The organism is Pseudooceanicola sp. NS-SX9, from assembly GCF_057380705.1.
Genome location: NZ_CM170818.1, coordinates 756,567 through 772,291 on the forward strand (window position 1 = coordinate 756,567; position 15,725 = coordinate 772,291).

General features: G+C 68.8%; 16 protein-coding genes. 9 read left to right on the forward strand and 7 right to left on the reverse strand.

The genetic code is table 11. The features are described 5' to 3' along the window. Nucleotides 1–170 precede the first annotated feature (170 nt). A complete protein-coding gene (locus tag AC2ITM_RS03600; protein ID WP_486468462.1) occupies nucleotides 171–1,796 on the reverse strand; it encodes an ABC transporter substrate-binding protein in 1,626 nt (541 codons plus the stop codon). 169 nt (nucleotides 1,797–1,965) lie between these two features. Further along, entirely contained in the window at nucleotides 1,966–2,889 is a 924-nt protein-coding gene (locus AC2ITM_RS03605; RefSeq protein WP_486468463.1) for a LysR substrate-binding domain-containing protein, read from the reverse strand. A gap of 293 nt (nucleotides 2,890–3,182) precedes the next feature. Here AC2ITM_RS03605 and AC2ITM_RS03610 point away from each other — a divergent pair, with 293 nt between their 5' ends. The 3 genes from AC2ITM_RS03610 (at nucleotide 3,183) to AC2ITM_RS03620 (ending at nucleotide 5,228) form a co-directional block, all read left to right on the forward strand. Continuing rightward, entirely contained in the window at nucleotides 3,183–3,593 is a 411-nt protein-coding gene (locus AC2ITM_RS03610; RefSeq protein ID WP_486468464.1) for a DUF2000 family protein, read from the forward strand. Further along, on the forward strand, nucleotides 3,593–4,234 hold the full coding sequence (locus AC2ITM_RS03615; RefSeq protein WP_486468465.1) for a LysE family translocator: 642 nt from the start codon (nucleotides 3,593–3,595) through the stop codon (nucleotides 4,232–4,234). The genes AC2ITM_RS03610 and AC2ITM_RS03615 overlap by 1 nt, the downstream gene beginning before the upstream one ends. Nucleotides 4,235–4,310: 76 nt before the next feature. Next, nucleotides 4,311–5,228, forward strand: a complete 918-nt coding sequence (locus AC2ITM_RS03620; protein WP_486468466.1) for a DMT family transporter — start codon at nucleotides 4,311–4,313, stop codon at nucleotides 5,226–5,228. Nucleotides 5,229–5,268: 40 nt separating this feature from the next. Here AC2ITM_RS03620 and AC2ITM_RS03625 read toward each other — a convergent pair whose 3' ends face one another. The 3 genes from AC2ITM_RS03625 to aroQ all read right to left on the reverse strand — a co-directional run bounded on the left by AC2ITM_RS03625 (nucleotide 5,269) and on the right by aroQ (nucleotide 7,972). Beyond that, nucleotides 5,269–6,600, reverse strand: coding sequence for an MFS transporter (locus AC2ITM_RS03625; protein WP_486468467.1), 1,332 nt, complete (start codon nucleotides 6,598–6,600; stop codon nucleotides 5,269–5,271). Between the two features lie 75 nt (nucleotides 6,601–6,675). Beyond that, a complete protein-coding gene (locus AC2ITM_RS03630; protein ID WP_486468468.1) occupies nucleotides 6,676–7,527 on the reverse strand; it encodes an amidohydrolase family protein in 852 nt (283 codons plus the stop codon). A gap of 4 nt (nucleotides 7,528–7,531) precedes the next feature. Next, nucleotides 7,532–7,972 carry a type II 3-dehydroquinate dehydratase gene (gene aroQ, locus AC2ITM_RS03635; protein WP_486468469.1) on the reverse strand — a complete coding sequence of 147 codons (441 nt, stop codon included), beginning with the start codon at nucleotides 7,970–7,972 and terminating at the stop codon, nucleotides 7,532–7,534. Nucleotides 7,973–8,211: 239 nt separating this feature from the next. Here aroQ and AC2ITM_RS03640 point away from each other — a divergent pair, with 239 nt between their 5' ends. After that, nucleotides 8,212–9,090, forward strand: a complete 879-nt coding sequence (locus AC2ITM_RS03640) for a LysR family transcriptional regulator (protein WP_486468470.1) — start codon at nucleotides 8,212–8,214, stop codon at nucleotides 9,088–9,090. 411 nt (nucleotides 9,091–9,501) lie between these two features. Here AC2ITM_RS03640 and AC2ITM_RS03645 read toward each other — a convergent pair whose 3' ends face one another. Further along, nucleotides 9,502–10,572, reverse strand: a complete 1,071-nt coding sequence (locus AC2ITM_RS03645) for an LLM class flavin-dependent oxidoreductase (RefSeq protein ID WP_486468471.1) — start codon at nucleotides 10,570–10,572, stop codon at nucleotides 9,502–9,504. A gap of 202 nt (nucleotides 10,573–10,774) precedes the next feature. Then, complete coding sequence (locus tag AC2ITM_RS03650; protein ID WP_486468472.1) at nucleotides 10,775–11,551, reverse strand: IclR family transcriptional regulator; 777 nt, start codon at nucleotides 11,549–11,551, stop codon at nucleotides 10,775–10,777. Nucleotides 11,552–11,803: 252 nt separating this feature from the next. Between AC2ITM_RS03650 and AC2ITM_RS03655 the strand changes: the two genes are divergently transcribed. The 5 genes from AC2ITM_RS03655 to AC2ITM_RS03675 are packed head-to-tail and all read left to right on the forward strand — an operon-like array spanning nucleotide 11,804 to nucleotide 15,719. Next, a complete protein-coding gene (locus AC2ITM_RS03655) occupies nucleotides 11,804–12,565 on the forward strand; it encodes an SDR family NAD(P)-dependent oxidoreductase (protein ID WP_486468473.1) in 762 nt (253 codons plus the stop codon). Nucleotides 12,566–12,617: 52 nt separating this feature from the next. Beyond that, a complete protein-coding gene (locus AC2ITM_RS03660; RefSeq protein WP_486468474.1) occupies nucleotides 12,618–13,847 on the forward strand; it encodes an ABC transporter substrate-binding protein in 1,230 nt (409 codons plus the stop codon). Between the two features lie 53 nt (nucleotides 13,848–13,900). Next, the gene (locus AC2ITM_RS03665) at nucleotides 13,901–14,875 is read left to right on the forward strand and encodes an SMP-30/gluconolactonase/LRE family protein (protein ID WP_486468475.1); all 975 of its coding nucleotides are present in this window, start codon (nucleotides 13,901–13,903) and stop codon (nucleotides 14,873–14,875) included. 19 nt (nucleotides 14,876–14,894) lie between these two features. Beyond that, nucleotides 14,895–15,419, forward strand: a complete 525-nt coding sequence (locus AC2ITM_RS03670) for a flavin reductase family protein (protein WP_486468476.1) — start codon at nucleotides 14,895–14,897, stop codon at nucleotides 15,417–15,419. A gap of 12 nt (nucleotides 15,420–15,431) precedes the next feature. Further along, entirely contained in the window at nucleotides 15,432–15,719 is a 288-nt protein-coding gene (locus AC2ITM_RS03675; RefSeq protein ID WP_486468477.1) for a hypothetical protein, read from the forward strand. The last annotated feature ends 6 nt before the right edge of the window (nucleotides 15,720–15,725 follow it).

Consider the following 15,725-nt stretch of genomic DNA (forward strand, 5'->3'; position numbering starts at 1 on the left):
GGCCCCGTCCGTGGGCGAAGGAACCGGGGGAACCCGGCCGGGGGACGAAAGGGACGGGAAAGCCCGCCCCGGGGACGAAAGGGCCGGGCGAACCCAGCAGGGGGCATGGGGCCGGGAGGAACCCGGCACCGGCGGGAGGGAAGGGCCGGGGCGAACCCGGCCCCGGGGGATCACTTCAGCGCCAGGTTCAGGCCGCTGTCGAAGACCGCGCCGGAAAGACCTGCGGGGGTGAAGGGCTTCAGCCGGGGGCCCGCGACGACGATCGGGGTTTCCAGCACCAGCGGTTTCCACAGCACGGCATCGGTGACGCGCTTCGTCAGCGCCTCGTAGGCTTCGGCGCGGGCCTCGGGGGTGGTGGCGGAACTGCCGGCATCCAGCAGGCGATCGGTCTCGGGGTCGTTCCAGCCCATCCGGTTCGGCGAGGGGATCGAGGCCGAGTTGAAGTAGAGGTTCAGCGCATCCCCCGCCGAGACATAGGGATAGGACATCTGGAACAGGTCATAGCTGTCCTCGCGCAGCTTGGCCCAGATGGTCGTCGCATCGAAGGTCTGCACGTCGAGCGTGATGCCCACCTTGCGCAGATCCCCCTGGATCGCCTCGGCCATCTCTTTCGACAGGCTGTCGTTGAAACCGTAATAGGTCAGCGTCAGGGGTTTGCCGTCCTTCGCCCACAGGCCATCGGCGCCCTTGGTGAAGCCTGCGTCGGTCAGCAGGGCCTCGGTCTTTGCCGGGTCATAGGTGAAAAGGTCGGTGCGGTTGTCCTTCGGATAGTCCAGCACCTTGGGGGAAAAGTAGCTGTCCGCCGGTTCCGCGTAGCCGAAGAACAGCGCATCCGCCATGGCGCCCTGGTCGATGGCATGGGCCACGGCCTCGCGGACGCGGATGTCGCCCATCAGGGGACGGGTGATCTTCATGCCCATGTAATGGGTGCGATAGCTGGCCTCGGGTTTCAGCATCTGCACGCCGGGATCGGCCTTGAGCTGGTCCAGCGCCCAGGCCGGCACCGCGTAGGAGGCGTCGATTTCACCGGCGGGAATGGTGGCGGCCAGGGTCGCGGCCTCGGGGACGATCTTCCAGATCACCTTCTCGACCTGCGCGGGGCCGGGGTTGCCCAGCGAGGGATCGCCCCAGCTGTAGCCCTCGTGCCGTTTCAGCACGACCTGATCGCGGGGGCTCCAGCTGTCGAAGCAGAAGGGGCCGGTGCCGTTGAAGGCGGTGACGCCGAAATTGTCTCCAAGCGCCTTGGCCTGATCCGGGTCGATCATGATGAAGTTGAAATTCGCCATCTGGAACAGCAGGTCCGAGGACGGCTGCTTCAGCTTGTAGACCACCGTATAGTCATCGGGGGCGGTGATGCTGTCGACCTTGCCCGCCCGCCAGGTGCTGACCATCGGCGCATCGGGTTCCAGCCAGCGCTGCATGGTGCCCAGCACGTCGGCGGCGGTAAAGGGCTTGCCGTCGCAATAGCTGACGCCGTGCTTCAGGTGGAAGGTATAGGTCAGCCCGTCGTCCGAGATCTCCCAGCTTTGCGCCAGGTCCGGCACCACGGTCTTCTGGTCGGGGCTGAGCGTGACCAGCGTGTCGCCCACCATGTAAAGGACCTCGGCTGCCGCCAGCGCGCTCGATCGTTGCGGATCGTAGCGGTCGGCATCGGTGACGCGGCCCAGGGTGACGGTACCCCCTGCGGCCAGTACCGGGGTGCTGGCCAGCGCCAGGGCGGCAACGCTGCCCATCAGGCGCAGGGTCTTGGGGGCGGGCACGCCACGGGCGGCCCGCAGGATGCGGAAGTCGGTCATGGTCATCTCCTGTTGGCCGGGAGGCAGGCGGTGATCCCGCCCATGTCCCGCGACCGGCTGGCCCTTTCAGGGGGATGCCGGTCTGGTGGCTGGCAGGGATCGGGCCGCTGCCTTGGCTTCAGGCGTAGCGACGCCGCCCGGCCTTGCAAAACGATAAATCAGCGAGAGTTCATTCCGTCCCGGAATGGGGCGCATTCGGAGTGAGCGCGCCGGGGGTGTTCTGCACCTCCTGAAAGAGCCATGTCTTGAAGGCCACAAGGGCCGGATGGGTGGCCTTGGCCGGGGGGTGGGCCAGGAAGTAGCTGCTGGGGCTGGTCATGCCGCGCCGGAAGGGCTGAACGATTTTTCCCGCCGCCAGATCCTCGGCTGCCATGAAACTGGGCACCAGGGCTGTGCCATGCCCGGCCCCGACGCAGCGGATGATCATGTCGAACTGTTCGAACCGGCTGCCGCGGAAGGCGTTGACGCCGGTGATGCCGCCCGCGGCCAGCCAGTGCTGCCAGTCGTGATGACGGGCGCGGTGGTGCAGCAGCGGCAGGCGGGCCAGTTGCGCGGTATCCTCGGGCGCGATCAGGCCCGGGGCGCAGACCACGATCATCTCTTCGCCGAACAGCCGGACCGAGGTCCCCCCCGCCCAGGGCACCGGGCTGTAGAGGATCCCTGCATCGGTGTTCTCCTGCCGGAAGTCGAAGGGCCATTTGCGCATGGTGACGTTCAGCGTGATATGCGGATGCGCCTGGGCGAACCGCCCGATCCGGGGCGAGATCCAGTAATGCCCGAAGGATGACAGCGTCGCCAGGTTCAGCGTCGTGGCATGGGGGCGCATCGACAGGGTTTCCACCGTCGCCTCGTCCATCAGCTCCAGCGCGGCGCGCACGCGCGACAGGAAATGCTCGCCCGCCTCGGTCAGAACGATGCGCTGGCGGAGGCGTTCGAACAGGCGCACGTCCAGCCAGTCCTCAAGGCTGGCGATGCGTTTGGAGACGGCCGACTGGCTCATGTTCAGCTCTTCTCCGGCGCGGGTAAAGCTGCCGTGGCGGGCGGCGGCCTCGAAGGCGGTGAGCGAGGGCAGGGGGGGCAGGACGTGGCGCATGGCGATCTTTCCGCTGGGTCGTCAAAGCGTCGCCCCGGCGGGGGCGAAGTCAAGGGGCGGGCTGTGAGGCGACAGGCCGACAGGGAGGGGGACGGGGCAAACTGGAAGGTGAGGGGCAGATCGGGGTGAGGGGCCAATCGAGAGGGAACAGGGCAACCGGAAGGGTGACGGGGCAATCGGCAAGAGACTGATCATTCGGAAAGAGACTGATCAATCGGAAAGGGGACAGGGCAATTTTGTCCAATCCCGGGGCGCGGGGCCATGGCATGTCAGCGGCAGAAAGGACCCCTGCCATGACGACGACTTCCTTCAGGCCCGTGCTGATCCTCGACCGGGATCTGCCCGCGGGGCTTGCCGCCAATGTCTCGGCCGTGCTCGCGATGAGCCTCGGCCAGCGTTACCCCGGGCTGATCGGCCCCGACACCCAGACCGCCGATGGCCAGGCGCTGGGGGGGATCACCACCGTGGCGCTGCCGGTGCTGGCGGCCCCGGCCGCAGATCTGCCGGGGCTCTATCAGGCCGCAGCCAGCCTGCCGCTGCGCCTGGCCTATGTGCGGGCCGCCCATGAGGCGCGGGATTATGGCACCTACGGTGCCGCCGTGGCGGCGCGGCCGATGGCGGGGCAGGACCCGCGGGGGCTGCTGCTGGCCGGGCCGCGCCGGGCGCTGGACCGGATCTGCGGCCGCCTGCCGCTGGTGCGCTGATGCTGGCGGCGGGCAGCCTGGCCGCGATGGCGGGCTTTGCGCTGGCGGCCTCGGCGACGCCGGGGCCGGTGAACCTGGTGGGCGCCATGACCGGAGCGCGGCACGGCACGCGCCGGGCCCTGCCCTTCGTCACCGGGGCCACGGCCTGTTTCCTGCTGCTGTTCGCACTGCTGGGCAGCGGGGTGCTGGCGGGGGCGGCGCGGGTCATGGCGCTGGCCCGGCCGATGACGCTGGCAGGATCGGCCTATCTGCTGTGGATGGCCTGGGGCCTGATGCGCGCCCCCGACGATCGCGCCCCCGATGACCGCGCGCCCGATGATCGCGCCCCCGCCCCCGGCGATGTCGCCGCCCCGCTGCGGGTGCCGGGGTTCTGGGCCGGGATGGCGGTGCAGGGGCTGAACCCAAAGGCCTGGGCGGCGGTGGTGGCGGCGCTGACCACCTTTGTTCTGCCGCTTGGGGATCCGGTGACCGGGCTTTGGGTCTTCGGCGCCATCTTCGGCGGCATCTGCTGGGCGTCGCTGGCGGGCTGGGCCTGGGCGGGGGCGCGGATCGGCGGCGACAGGATGCGGGCCTTCAACCGGGTGATGGCGGGGCTGTTGGTGGTGTCGGTCGCGCTGATGCTGGCCGAGGCGCTGGTCTAGGCCGGGCGGCTTGACCTTCCGGGCAGATCGGCTCAAGCCCCCGGGGCCCGCCTGCCCATCCCGCACCGGAGACCCCATGCGTCCGACCCTACCTTCCGCCCCGCGCACACCCGTCCAGTGGACCGGGCTGCTATTCCTGCTGCCGCCGCCGCTGTTCTGGGCGGGCAACTTTCTGGTGGGGCGGATGCTGCGGGACATGGTGCCGCCCTTTACGCTGCTGTTCTGGCGCTGGGTGATCGCGTTGCTGATCCTGCTGCCCTTCGCGCTGGGGCCGATGCGGCGGGACTGGCCGCTGTATCTGGCGCATCGCGGCCGCATCCTGCGGGTGGCCCTGGCCGGGATCGTGGCCTTCAACAGCTTCATCTACCTGGGCCTGCAGACCACATCCGCGTCGAACGGGCTGCTGCTGAATTCCCTCATCCCGATCCTGATCCTGCTGTTCGGGGCGCTGTTCTTTGGCCAGGCGCTGGCGGCGCGGCAGGTGGCCGGGGTGCTGGTGTCCTTCGCGGGCGTTCTGGTGCTGATCACCCAAGGCCATCCCGAAGGGCTGATCCGGCTGCAGCTGTCGACGGGCGATCTGATCGTCTTCTGCGGCATGGTGGCCTGGGCCTTCTACACCCTGTGGCTGAAGGATTTCCCCCCACAGATGAGCCGCATCGGCCTGCTGGCGGTGCAGATGGCGGTGGGTCTGGTGATCCTGGGGCCGCTCAGCTGGCTAGAGGCCACCCATGGCCATGTCGCCCACTGGTCGCCCTTCAGCCTGAAATGCCTGGCCTTCCTGGGGGTGTTCCCCTCGGTCGCGGCCTATCTGCTGTACAATCTGGGCGTGGCGCGGGTGGGGGCGGCGCGGGCCGGGCTGTCGATCCACCTGATCCCGGTCTTCGGCGTGGCGCTGGCCGTGGCCTTCCTGGGCGAGCAGCTGCATCTCTATCATCTGGGCGGCGTGCTGTGCATCGCGGGCGGTATCGTGCTGGCCTCGCGCGGGCGCCGCTGAACGGGGCCCCCGAAGGGACCCCGAAGCCTTTCGGGCGGCCTCAGCCGGTGCGGCCCAGGCGGGCCAGCGGCGTGCGGAAGGTCTCGCGCATGAACATGGCCGAGACCGCCGCCACGCCCGAGGTCAGGCAGCCGAAGGCCGCGACCGGCATCCAGTGCACCAGGCCGGGGCCGGCCAGAGCTGCGGCGATGGTGGGGGCAAAGCCGCCCATGGCAAAGCCGAACTGGGTGCCGATGGCGGTGCCCGACAGGCGGATGCGGGTCTCGAACTGTTCCGAGAACATCGCGTAGGCAGTGCCGGAATAGGCGCTGTAGACCACGCCCGACATCAGGATGCCGAAGACGAAGATCAGCGTGACGTTGCTTTGGGTGATGGCCCAGATGAACGGCCAGACCAGCAGCGCGCTGCCCAGCGTGCCGAAGATGAAGACCGGGCGGCGGCCGATCCGGTCGGCCAGGATCGCCCAGACCGGAATGGCCCCGAGCGCCACGATATTGGCCACGATCAGCACGCCCAGCATGGTGGTCCGGCTGACGCCCATCGTCTCGACGCCATAGTTCAGCGCATAGATCGTCGCCAGGGTCGAGTTGACCGAGGCAAAGGCCGCCAGCAGCACCCGCAGCACATCCGGCAGGTAGCCACGGGCAAACAGGGTGCGCAGCGGGTTCTCGGCCTCGTGGCCCTCGCGCTCGTCCTCGAAGGCTTCGGGTTCGGGCAGCGAACGGCGGATCCACCAGGCCACGGCCATCACCACGATCGACAGCAGGAAGGGCACGCGCCAGCCCCAGCTGAGCAGCTGGTCGTCGGGCAGCGCGAACAGCGGCAGGAAGATGGCGGTGGCCAGCACCTGCCCGCCCTGGGTCCCGGCCAGCGTGAAGCTGGAGAAGAACGCCCGGCGGCCCTCGGGGGCATGTTCCAGCGTCATCGAGGCCGCGCCTGATCCTTCGCCCGCGACCGCCAGGCCCTGGCAGAAGCGCAGGCTGACCAGCGCGATCGGGGCCCAGATGCCGATCTGGTCATAGGTTGGCATCAGGCCGATCACGAAGGTGCAAAGGCCCATGCCCAGCAATGTCAGCAGCAGCACCACCTTGCGGCCGAAATGGTCGCCGATATAGCCCATGCCGAAGGCGCCCAGCGGGCGTGCGACATAGGCCACCCCGAAGGTGCCGAGCGACAGCAGGGTCGCCATTGCCGGATCGTCGGCGGGAAAGATGATGCGGGCGAACACCAGCGCCGCGGCGCTGCCGTAGATGAAGAAATCGTAATATTCCAGCGCACTGCCGATCCAGGCGGCCAGGGCTGCCTTGTGCGACGGATGCGCGGCGGCCTGCGGGCGCGCGTCATAGGCGCCGGTCTGTTCGATATCTACCATTGTCTCCTCCTTCCGGCAGGGAGAGAGGCCCTGCCGCCTGGGTGTGATGGCGGCCCCTCCCGGGGGCCACAGGTCTTAGTCGGGGGCGCAGGCTTCGGGCCAGAACATCCGCAGGGCGGTGTCGTGGAAGACCTGCGCACGGTCTTTGGGATCGGGCAGCAGGCGCGCCAGTAGCGGCAGCAGGGGCCCGTAGTCAACGCGTTCGCTCACCCTCAGGAAGGGCCAGTCGGATCCCCAGACCATCCGCGCCGGCCCGTAGGTCGCGATCAGCGCCTGCAGGCAGTCGTCGGCGGCAGGGAACGGATAGGGGAAGGGCGCAAACTTGTGCTGGCCCGACAGTTTCAGCACCGTCGGGGCGTTGCGTCCGGCCAGCGCCAGCAGGGCGCGGAAGGCGGGCGTGTCGGGGCCCCGGGTCACCTCGGGGCGGCCGCAATGGTCGATGGCCAGCCGCACCGGGCTGTCGCCGATCAGTTCCAGCGCCTCAAAGATGCCGTCGCCCTCGAACTGGATGTCCAGGACCATGTCCAGCGCCACCAGCTTGTCGATCAGCGCGCGGTGGTCGCGGAAACGGCCGGCCGGGGCACCGGCCATCAGCACCGCCACCCCGGCGATGCCGCGTGCCTTCAGCGCTGCCAGCGCGTCCAGCGGGATGTCGGCGGGCACCAGCGCGATGCCTTTCCACAACCCTTCGGACTGCGCGATGGCATCCAGCATGGCGCTGTTGTCGTAACCGTAGCCCGAGGTCGGCTGCACCAGCAGCGCCCGCCCGACGCCCATCGTGTCGAAGATGCTGCGCATCTGCGCCAGCGTCGCGATCTCGGGGCCCTGGGGGCGATAGGCGGTATCGGGCGCATAGGCAAAGCGCGCCGGGTCGAACAGGTGCAGGTGGCAGTCGATCTTGGCTTCGCGGATCAGCGCATCCAGCATCGCGTCACCAGCCCAGCTGGCTGAAGATCCGGCGCAGGCACATCTCGTAGCCCTCGATGCCGAAGCCCGCGATCACCCCGTCGGCGCGGGCCGACACATAGGAATGGTGCCGGAAGGCCTCGCGCCGGTGGACGTTGGTGATGTGGCATTCGTAGACCGGCCCCTCGAAGGTGTGCAGCGCATCCAGGATCGCGACCGAGGTATGGGTATAGGCGGCCGGGTTGATCACGATGGCCTGGGCGGTGCCGCGGGCGGCGTGGATCAGATCGACCAGCGCGCCTTCGTGGTTCGACTGGAAGAACCCGATCTGCGCCATGTGTTCGGCGGCCAGGGCACGGCAGCGCCGTTCGACATCTTCCAGCGTGTCATGGCCGTAGATCTCGGGCTGGCGCTTGCCCAGCAGGTTCAGGTTGGGTCCGTTCAGGACATGGATGAGGCGAGACATCCGGGCGGCACCTTTCGTTCCGGCGCCGGATGCGGGCCGGGGCCGGTCCCTGCGGAATGCGGGGCGGTCGGAACGCGGGGCGCCTGTGTTGTTCAGGGGAAGACGGCCTGCTCCTTCAGGTCGTCCGGTGGGCCCTCAGGCCCGCTCCTCCAGCTTGGACGGTACGGGGCCGTGAAAAGCGAGACAATGGGTGGATCCGCCTGTAATGTTAAGCAAAGCTTATTTCAGAGGGGCAAAGCATGGATCTGCGCCGACTTCGCGTCTTTGTGACCACGGCGGATACGCTGAATTTCCGTCATGCGGCGGATCGGCTGGGCGTTTCGCCCCCCGCCGTCAGCCAGCAGATCCAGTCGCTGGAAGAAGAGATCGGGCTGCAGCTGTTCCGCCGTCGCGCCCGCGGGGTCGAGCTGACCGAGGCGGCGGCGCTGCTGCTGCCGGCCTTTGCTGCGGTGGTCGAACGGGTCGATCTGGCCGCCCAGGAGGTCGAGACCGTGCGCCGCGGCGAGCGGGGCGTGATCGTGATGGGCTATTCGACCTCGCTGATGAGCGAGGACCTGCTGCCCGAACGCCTGCGCGCCTTCTGCGAGGCCAATCCCCGGATCGAGATCGACTTTCGTTCCTTGCGGGTGGCCGAGGCGGTCGATCAGATGACGGCGGGCATCCTGGATGTTGCGGTGATGCGGATGCCGCTGGGGCCGACGCCGGGGGTGCTGCGGGTCCAGAGCTTTACCCGCTCGCCGCTGGCGCTGGCGGTGCCCGAAGGCCACCGGCTAAGCCAGCAGGCCCGCCTGCCGGTGCGGGCGCTTGACGGGGCGGACGTGGTGCTGATGGGCGATCCGCCGGGGGTGGGGCTGGGCCATGTGGTCCAGTCCCTGCTGGACCGGCACGGGGTGCAGACGGCCTCGCGCCGACCCATCGAGGACATGAGCAGCATGCTGGGCATGGTGGCGGCAGGCATGGGGGTGGCGATCGTGCCGGAAAGCATCGCGCGGGCCCGGGGCCGGGTGCGCACGATCCCGTTCAGCGACATCACCCCCTGGTGCGAGGCCGCCGTGCTGTCGCGCGCCCGCAGCAGCGCCACCCCGGTGCGCCGCCTGGTCGAGGCGCTGACGCTTTAACCTTGGGCCATCCCGGCGGTGGCCATTTGGACGGTGGATTTGGACGGTGGCCATTCGGGCGGCGGTCACTCCGACAGCGGCTCCCCCGACGAGGACCATTCCGGCGACAACCACCCCGGTGGGGCCGGGGCCGGTCAGGCGGGCGGGTTGGGGCTTTGGGGGGCGGCACCGCCCTGGCGCTGTCTGAACCGCGTGCCGTGGCCCCGCCCTGTCGCGGTCCCGGGAGGGGGGGGGCGATCGCGCGCCGCACCGGCCCCGGTCTGCCCGGCAGCGTGCAGGGCACCGATCCGGCCGGGGCCCTGCAGGGCCGCAGACCGTGCGGCCGGTTTCGCCCCGCGTGACCGCAGGCATGTCGCCCCGAGCGCCGATCCGATGTGGCGGCCGGACGCGCGGCCAGAGCCCCGCAGGCCGTCAGACGGCCATATCGGCGGTGACGGGCCGGCCGGTGGCGGCCTCGATCGCGGGAATGATCCGTTCCCCCCACAGGTCGATCTGGCGCAGCATCGTGTCCTGCTCGAAATCGCCCAGCTGGGTCTGGATCGCCACCTGGTCGGGCTTGAGGATCTCGATCTCTTCCAGCATCCGGTCGATCACCCGGTTCGGGCTGCCCACCGGCAGGTTGCGGTACAGCTCTTCCAGCGGCACGTCCTTTTCGGTCGGGGTTTCCTTCAGCAGGTAGCCGTCGTCGCTTTGCTGGCGGCGCTTCTGCAGGGCCTCGGACAGGCGGCGCTGGAAGCGGGCGTTTTCCAGGTAAGACGTGACCTCGGCCGCGTTGTCCGAGGCATAGGCGCAGCGCAGGAAGGCGATCTTGGCATCGCCCACCGACTTGCCGGCCGCCTCGGCGGACTGGGCGATGGTGTCGCGCAGGCGGTGGATCGTCTCAAGCCCGTCCTGGAAGGCGGTGACGAACAGGTTCATGCCGTCCCGGTAGGCCCGCGTCATCGACCGGGTCGATCCGGCCGCGATGAACATCGGCACGCCGCCCTCCTGCACGGGGCGGGTGGCGATGGCGGTGGGCGGGATCTTCTGGAAGGCGCTGTCGTGTTCAAAGATCTGCTGGCCCAGACCCTTCCTGAGGATCTCCAGGTAGTCCGAGAACACCTCGGGCGCATGCGCCACATCGGTGCCGAAACGTTCGAATTCGAACTGCTGATAGCCCGAGCCCACCCCCAGATCCAGCCGCCCGTCCGACACGATATCGGCAAAGCCCACCTCCGAGATCAGCCGCTGCGGCTGGTAGAGCGGCAGCACGCAGACCGCCGTACCCAGCCGGATCCTGCGGGTCACGGCGGCGCAGTGGCTGACCATCATCAGCGGCGAGGGCACCAGGCTGTAGTTGTTGAAATGGTGTTCCGCGTACCAGGCGCTGGCAAAGCCCGCCTGTTCCAGTGCCACCGTCTGCGCGATGGAATTCTTGACCACCTGGCGGGCGCTTTGATGATAGCCGCGCTGCTGCGCCAGGATGAATGCGCCGATTTCCATGGATGTCCTCCTCCGGGGTGTGGCGGGGCCGGGCGCACGTAACCGGGCCGCAAAGCGACCGGGCCGGGCGTGATGATCCGGGAAATCCCCTCGGCGCAGCTCCTCCTGCGCCGTCCTCCGGGGGGCAGGCTGCGGCTTCGGGGCGGCACAGGCAAGGCCTTCCGCCGGGGGCACGCGGAAATTCACAACCGTGAAATTGGGGTTACAGATCGATATGCACCGGCTCGTCGAAGGGTTCGACCCGGGCGACGGTTTCGGCGGCGTCCTGCAGCGCCTTCAGGTAGCTGTCGAAATTCGCCCGCACCCGGTCCGCCAGCCCGCCAAGCGCGAAGGCCACCGGCTGGGTCTGGATCCGCGCGGGCAGCATCACGCAGATCGTCGCGCCACCGGGGAAGGGGGTGTTTTCGGTATAGGCATAGCCCCGGTCGCGGATCTCGGCGATGCGGGCCTGCATCTGTTTCGTGGTGACGCGCTCCTCGAGCGGGGTGGCGATGTTGGCCCGCCGCACGATGTTGTCGAGCTTCTTTTCCGGGTAGGCCGACAGCAGCATCCAGCCCGCGGCAGAGCGGGTGATCGGGCGGATCGTGCCCTCATCCAGATAGAACCGCAGGGCGTGGATGGAATCGATGGTCTTGATGTACTGCAGATAGATGTCGTTGGCGGCCCCCAGAAAGACGCCCTCGCCGGTGGCGTTGTGCACGTCGCTCATGGCGTCCAGGATGCGGCCGGTGCCGAACATGGCGCGCGGCACCCAGTCGCCCAGGGCGGTGACCTTGGGGGTTGGGTAATAGACGCGCTCGCGCCGGGCAAAGTTCAGGTAGCCCATGCTGACCAACGTCTTCAGCAGGACCGTGGTGCTGGATTGCGGATAGCCGAGGTCGGCGGCGATCTCGGTCATTGAGCGGCGCTGCTGGTGGCGTTGGAAATATTCCAGCACCTGAAGCGCCCGCATGGCGGATTTCACCTGGGCTGACGGCATCGCGCATTCCCTCCCCGAACTGCGGCCAAACCACATATGTGAAATTCCTCTTCGCATAGGAATAACCGTGGTCCCGCCCAGACCCTCATGACATGCTGGCCGTGTCAAGGCGCCGCAGGGACCCTTCCGGGAGGGGAAGGCCCCCGCATCCGCGCCAAGGAGGAGATTTTCGGACCCGCTGCCCGTGCCCTTTGGCACCGCGCGCGCCCCCGGGGCGCCGGCAGGGTCCGTGCGACATCGGAAGGGGACATCATGGCAGGCAGGTTCGAGGGGCGCGTGGCGCTGGTGACCGGTGGCGGCCAGGGCATCGGCCGCGCCATCAGCGAGGGGCTGGCGGCCGAGGGTGCGGCGGTGGCCGTGGTGGACCTGAAGCCCGAGATCGCCCAGGAGGCCGTCGAGGCCATCCACCAGGCGGGCGGCCGGGCCATCGCGCTGACCGCCAATGCGGCGAAGCGCGATCAGGTGCTGGCTGCGGCCGAGGCCGCGAAGGACGCCTTCGGGCCGGTCACGGTGCTGGTCAACAATGCCATGTTCAACCGCTACGGCCCGCTGCTGGAGCAGGACGAGAAGACCATCGGGCTGATCACCGACGTGGGCTTCAAGTCGGTGATCTGGGGCTATCAGGCGGTGGTGCCGCAGATGCGCGCGGCGGGCGGCGGGGCGATCGTGAACATCAGCTCTCCGGCGTCGGTGATCGCGATGCGCAACGGCATCATGTACAGCGCCGTGAAGGCGGCGGTGACCGCCTCGACCCGGTCGGCGGCGGCGGAATTCGGCCCCGACAACATCCGCGTCAACGCCATCGCGCCGGGGCCCACCCAGACCGCGGGCGCCATGCGCGTCGTCACCGCCGAGGGCTGGGAGCGCCGCCGCGCCCAGGTGCCCCTTGGTCGCCTGGGGCAACCGATGGACGTGGCCAATGCCACGCTTTTCCTGGCCAGCGACGCGGCCGGATGGATCAGCGGCGACATGCTGTTCGTGGACGGGGCACTGACCTACGCCTTCAGCAGCTGACGCAGCGACCGCGCGGGTTGGGAGGCCCGCGCCTTTCAGGGAGGAAGACCACATGACCACCAAACGGGTGCGCAGCCTGGCTTGCGCCGCGCTGCCCTGCGTGACGCTTGTGCTGCTGGCAGGGCCGGCGCTGGCGGATTTCTCGGGCAATGTCATCAAGATCGGCGTGATGAACGACCAGTCCGGCATCTATGCCGACAACTGCGGACCGGGGTCCGTGGTGGCGGCCAAGCTTGCGGTCGAGGACGCCGGCGGCGCCATCGACGGCGTGCCGATCCAGGTCGTCGTGGCGGATGACCAGAACAAGCCGGACATCGGCCTTGGCACCGCGAAACGCTGGGTGCAGCAGGACGGTGTGGACGTGATCGCGGGCTGCTCGGCCTCGTCCATCGCGCTTGGCGTCGAGAAGATGATGACCGAAGAGAAAAAGCCCTACCTGCTGGTGGGCTCGGCCTCGTCTCAGCTGACCGATGCGGCCTGTTCGCCGATGGCGACGCAATGGGTCTGGGACACCTATTCCATGCCCAAGGCGACGGTGAATTCGCTGCTGAAAGAGGGCAAGGACACCTGGTTCTTCATCACCGTCGACTACACCTTCGGCAAGCAGTGGCAGGAGGATGCGACGAAGTTCATCCAGGCCGGCGGCGGCAAGGTGCTGGGCTCGGTGCTGCATCCGCTGGGCACGACCGATTTCTCGTCGCAGATCCTGCAGGCGCAGGCCAGCGGCGCCAAGGTGATCGCCTTTGCGGATTCGGGGGCTGATCTGGCGAATGCGCTGAAACAGGCGAAGGAATTCGGCCTGGACGGCACCAACCCGGTGCTGGCCCCGATGGGCGCCAACATCACCGAGGTCAACGCCAACGGGCTGGACACCATGCGCAACGTCGTGCTGTCCACCCCGGTCTACTGGGACATGAACCAGGGCACCCGCGACCTGGCCAAGCGCTTTCAGGCGGCGTTCAACGGCCGCATCCCCAATGAATCGCAGCTGTCGACCTATTCGGCCGTGCGCCATTACCTTGAGGCGGTGAAGGCCACCGGCAGTGATGACGGCCCCACCGTGGTCAAGGCGATGCACGACACGCCGGTCAACGATCAGATGATGACGGATGTGAAGATCCTGCCCAACGGCCAGGTCATGCGGCCGATGTACACCGCCCGCATCAAGGCGCCGGATCAGGTGAAATATCCCTACGACTATTACGACATCATCTCGACCGTGCCGGCCGAGGACGCCTGGCGCCCGCTGTCGGAAAGCCAGTGCCCGCTGGTCCACGAATGATGCCTGCGGGCCGGACGGTCTCCGGCCCGCCCCCTTTCCTTCGGAGCTCCGCCATGCTGCTTTCCGCCCGCCGTCTGTCCGCCACCCCGTCCCTGCTGGGGGAAAGCCCGGTCTGGGATGCAGGCCTTGGCCGCCTGTACTGGGTCGACAGCGTGTCCTGCCGCATCCATGCGCTGGATCCCGCGACCGGCGCCGCCCGCCAGTGGGAGATGCCCTCGATGGTGGGCTCGATCGGGCTGGCCGAGGGCAACCGCCTGGTCGCGGGCCTGGCCGACGGCCTGTACCTGCTGGATCTTGAGGACGGCCAGCTGACGCCGCTGTTCCGCCCCGATCCCGCCGATCCGTTGGTGCGCTTCAACGATGGCAAGACCGACCGGCAGGGGCGCTTTCTGTGCGGCACCATGGGCGTCAGGGCCGATCCGCGCGGGGTCCTCTACCGGATCGGCGATCCGGGCGGGCAGGCGCAGGTGCTGGCCAATGGGGTGCGCATTTCCAACGCGCTGTGCTTCAGCCCGGACGGTGGGGTGATGTATTTCGCCGACAGCCTGGATTACCGCATCCGCGCCTACAGCTATGCCCCCGGCACCGGCGCGCTGGAACATCCCCGCTGCCTGGTCGACACCCGGCCGTGGAATTCCGCCCCCGATGGCGCCACCGTCGATGCCGAGGGCTGCCTGTGGGTGGCGCTGGTCAAGGTCGGCAAGATCGCCCGCTTCAGCCCCGACGGGATGCTGGACCGGCTGATCGAGGCGCCGACCGACATGCCCTCCTGCGTGGCCTTCGGCGGCGAGGGGATGGCAACGCTGTTCGTCACCTCGATCAAGGACAGCGGCACCGGGCGGGCGGTGTCGCGCCATCCCGCGGGCGGTCATGTCTTCGCGATCGAGGGGCTGGGCACCACCGGCATTCCCGAAACCCCGTTCCGCGTGCCCGCGTGCCCGCGGATCTGCTGGCCGAGGGCGCGCTGCATGTCTGAAGGCCGATCCTGTGGCGCGTCGGGGGCCGACCGGCACCGCCGCCACCGCTGAGCCAGGGGGGAGGGGACCGATGACCGACAGCCTGACCGACGCCGCTGATCTGCCCCGTGACCTGACGGCGGATTTCCTGCGCGCGATGCGCCATGTTGCGGCCCCCGTGGCGGTGGTCACCACCCTGCACGAGGGGCGCCGGGCGGGGCTGACCGCGACCGCGATCTGTGCCGCCACCACCGATCCGCCGACGCTGCTGGTCTGCATCAACCGCGGGGCCGGGGCGGCGCCCGCCATGGCGTCCAGCGGCCTTCTGGGCGTCAGCTACCTGGCGGCGGCGCAGCATGGCGTGGCGCGGGTGTTCTCGACCCCCGGCCTGTCGCCCGAGGCGCGCTTTGCCGAAGGTCACTGGGGCCCCGGCGCCAGCGGCGTACCGCTGCTGGGCGGCAGCGTCGCGGCCTTTGACTGCCGCATCGAAAGCAGCATGATCTGCAACAGCCACCACATCTTCTTCAGCCGGGTGCTGTCGGCGCGCCATGACCCGATGATCCCGCCGTTGCTGTATCGCGACGGCTTCTTCCGGCGCCTCGATGACGGTTTCTAGAAAGGACCCCAGATGATCATCCACTACACCGAGGCCACGGGCCTGACCCTGGCCGAGCCGCAGGATTTCCGCAATTTCAAGGTGCTGCTGCCCGAAGGCGCCGCGCCCGAGGTCCCCGGCCTGACGCTGGTGGACGAAGGAAACGCGCTGGTGGGCATTGATGCCGTGCCCGCGCTGCCCGGCGCGCCCTCTGATGCCGACTGGCGTGCGGGCTACGACAAGATGGTCGAGGCCGCCGCGAAATACGGCTGGATCGACGCCGAGGCGCGCGCCATCCGCGCCCATGTCGAACGCGGCTGAGCAGCG

What these genes read in the sequence shown, in the direction of transcription:
- AC2ITM_RS03650 (WP_486468472.1), bottom strand. Translation starts at nt 11,551, where the DNA reads ATGCCGTCAGCCCAGGTGAAATCCGCCATGCGGGCGCTTCAGGTGCTG.
- aroQ (WP_486468469.1), bottom strand. Translation starts at nt 7,972, where the DNA reads ATGTCTCGCCTCATCCATGTCCTGAACGGACCCAACCTGAACCTGCTG.
- AC2ITM_RS03630 (WP_486468468.1), bottom strand. Translation starts at nt 7,527, where the DNA reads ATGCTGGATGCGCTGATCCGCGAAGCCAAGATCGACTGCCACCTGCAC.
- AC2ITM_RS03605 (WP_486468463.1), bottom strand. Translation starts at nt 2,889, where the DNA reads ATGCGCCACGTCCTGCCCCCCCTGCCCTCGCTCACCGCCTTCGAGGCC.
- AC2ITM_RS03660 (WP_486468474.1), top strand. Translation starts at nt 12,618, where the DNA reads ATGACCACCAAACGGGTGCGCAGCCTGGCTTGCGCCGCGCTGCCCTGC.
- AC2ITM_RS03600 (WP_486468462.1), bottom strand. Translation starts at nt 1,796, where the DNA reads ATGACCGACTTCCGCATCCTGCGGGCCGCCCGTGGCGTGCCCGCCCCC.
- AC2ITM_RS03645 (WP_486468471.1), bottom strand. Translation starts at nt 10,572, where the DNA reads ATGGAAATCGGCGCATTCATCCTGGCGCAGCAGCGCGGCTATCATCAA.
- AC2ITM_RS03665 (WP_486468475.1), top strand. Translation starts at nt 13,901, where the DNA reads ATGCTGCTTTCCGCCCGCCGTCTGTCCGCCACCCCGTCCCTGCTGGGG.
- AC2ITM_RS03620 (WP_486468466.1), top strand. Translation starts at nt 4,311, where the DNA reads ATGCGTCCGACCCTACCTTCCGCCCCGCGCACACCCGTCCAGTGGACC.
- AC2ITM_RS03610 (WP_486468464.1), top strand. Translation starts at nt 3,183, where the DNA reads ATGACGACGACTTCCTTCAGGCCCGTGCTGATCCTCGACCGGGATCTG.
- AC2ITM_RS03670 (WP_486468476.1), top strand. Translation starts at nt 14,895, where the DNA reads ATGACCGACAGCCTGACCGACGCCGCTGATCTGCCCCGTGACCTGACG.
- AC2ITM_RS03675 (WP_486468477.1), top strand. Translation starts at nt 15,432, where the DNA reads ATGATCATCCACTACACCGAGGCCACGGGCCTGACCCTGGCCGAGCCG.
- AC2ITM_RS03655 (WP_486468473.1), top strand. Translation starts at nt 11,804, where the DNA reads ATGGCAGGCAGGTTCGAGGGGCGCGTGGCGCTGGTGACCGGTGGCGGC.
- AC2ITM_RS03625 (WP_486468467.1), bottom strand. Translation starts at nt 6,600, where the DNA reads ATGGTAGATATCGAACAGACCGGCGCCTATGACGCGCGCCCGCAGGCC.
- AC2ITM_RS03640 (WP_486468470.1), top strand. Translation starts at nt 8,212, where the DNA reads ATGGATCTGCGCCGACTTCGCGTCTTTGTGACCACGGCGGATACGCTG.
- AC2ITM_RS03615 (WP_486468465.1), top strand. Translation starts at nt 3,593, where the DNA reads ATGCTGGCGGCGGGCAGCCTGGCCGCGATGGCGGGCTTTGCGCTGGCG.